The 2,517-nt window shown below is 53.2% G+C and carries 1 protein-coding gene; it reads left to right on the plus strand.

Translation table 11 applies throughout. The features are described 5' to 3' along the window. The coding region (locus ACRZ9X_RS22375) for a DUF4214 domain-containing protein (protein ID WP_480522304.1) at positions 1-2,517 on the plus strand (2,517 nt) is incomplete at both ends.

Here is a 2,517-nt window from a genome sequence, read left to right on the forward strand (position 1 = left end):
CGGAAGGTGGCGGTCTGGAAGCAACAAAAACAACCCGCGTCAGTGGCGATGGCCTGACCGCGACATCCCGCACGGATCGCAATGGCGATGGTGAAGCCGACCGCGTTGTGTCAGATGCCACTGTCTATTCCAGCAACGGGTCCACCATTCGCACCGTGGATCACCACAACGGTCGTGACGTGAGCCTGGGTCAGGAAATCTATACAACCAGTGATGACGGGTTCTATTCATTTGCACAATTGGATCTGGATGGGGACGGGCTGTTCGACTATTCCACAAAAGGCGGCACTACGTTTGAAGATGATGGCAACGTTGTCACGCATCAGGTCACGTTGGACGAGACCTTCGATACCCGGTCTGACATCACGACGACCATCAGCGGCGATGGCTTGACAACCAGAGTTGACGCCGACTACGACGGCGATGGCAGTACAGACCGCCTTACGCAGATATACCTCGAAGCAAGTGGCGGCAGCGTCGAAACAGTGTCCGAATTTGGTGCTGGTGTGCAGTTGAACCAGAAACTCGTTCGAGCCGTGAGCGCCGATGGCTTAGTGGAGACGATAAGCTCTGATCTGGACGGGGATGGCTATCATGATCGGGAAACCAAAGCAGTTATCGATGCCGACCAGAACACCGAGACGACAATCCGCGACATTGCACTGAACTGGTCAACCGAGAGTGAGATTGTTCGCACCGTAACAGCAAACGGAATGCAACATACGACCACTTTTGATGTCGATGGGGATGGTGAAGTTGACTTCACGCGCAGCATGGGCGTGTCATTTGATGCTCAGGGTAGTCGGCTCACAACCCATTCTGAGACCGGAATTGGGGGAGGATTGACATACCAGGAAACGCGGACGACATCCGCAGACGAACTCTCATCTTCCTTGACCTATGATTTGGACGGGGATGGCCTCATTGATGGCACCACCCAGTTTGAGACTGTACTCAACGATGATGGAAGTCAGATCTCTACACGTCAAACGCGCTATGCCAACGGTGATCTGCGATCTAGGGCCACCGTCACTACCAGCCGCGACGAGCGCTTGGTGGTCCGGACGGAGGACTTCGACGGTAGCGGTATTGCCAACAAGGTGACCGTGGTTGAAACCCGTTCGGATGGTGAAAACATCGTCACCGCGAGTGCTTTCAATGAGGCCGGATATGAGACGAACATGTTTATCACGACAACGTCATCCGATGGATTGGTCCAGACAATCAGAAGAAATGGCGTTGAACAGACAATCGAACGTTCTTCGCTCGATAACGGAACTTATACATGGAACAATGGGGTTGAAGCGAACCTAGGGGTCGCCAAGCTGACTGTATCGCATGAGGTAGACGCGCTTGGTGTGGAAACGTGGACCTTGCTAGCGACCTGGAAAGATGCCTACGGGGATACCCAATCGGAAACTTCAGAAGCCCGTCTGGACCAAGCCGCAAAAGCACGTGTGCTCACAGAAGCCGCACGCATTTATGATACCGTCCTAGATCGCGACGCAGATTTTGCCGAGATTGAAATCCTTGTGAATTTCATTAATGACAGCCAGCTCGACAAAGACGCTCTGATCTCCGAGCTTGTCAAATCTAGCGAATTTGAAACACGCTATGGCTCACTCTCAAACGCGGAGTTCATCACGCAGATATTTCTGAACGCTTACGGGCGTGCGCCAGGGATGCCGGAGTTGTACGAGAACCTGCGAAACCTGGCAAACGGTGATTTAACTCGTGAAGAACTCGCGCTGGAGGTTTCTGAATCTGCTGAACATCTCGTGATCGGCAATGGGCACATGACCACTAACAATTTTGACGTGATTCTGAACCCAGCGCAGTTCGAGCGTAGCCTCGACCGAGCCTATATAGAGAATATGGTCAAGAGCATCATAGACGTTACGTACGACCGCGATGCGACAGAGTATGAACTCGCATATCTGTCTGAACGGTTGCTGGAAGATATCGAAAATCCTGATGACATCGCCGCGCTTTTGCTAGCTGAACAGGGAGATATTCTGGGTGTATCCTCAAACAGCCTGAACGGCTTGTCAGGTTCGGTTTTCGTCAAGGAGGCCTTTCAGAACGCCTTTGGTCGCCCACCGAACCCGGTTGAGTTGCAAGATTGGTCGTCAGCTCTGGATGACGGTCTCTTGTCGACGGCGCAGTTCATTGCCTCATTGTCTCAGAGTATCGAACATCGAAGCGTTGGCACAAACCATACAACAGTCGCGCCCAGCCTCACCCACACGACCGAAGGTACAGGCGTTGGAGAAACTCTTACCGGAACAGACTTTCAGAACGATGTTATTAGTGGCTTCGGCGGCGATGATACGCTTGAAGGTAGAGACGGTAGCGACGTCCTGACAGGCGGTCTGGGTGATGACCTGTTGATGGGCGGTCAAAGTGCAGGTGAGGCGAGCAACGGAAATGACACCTATGTGTGGTCCCGGGGCGACGGGAATGATGTCATCTGGGATCACGGCCGCAGCCTGACGGAAACGGATCGGCTTGTTCTGA

The sequence above is a fragment of the Ruegeria sp. AL1 genome (assembly GCF_056540905.1).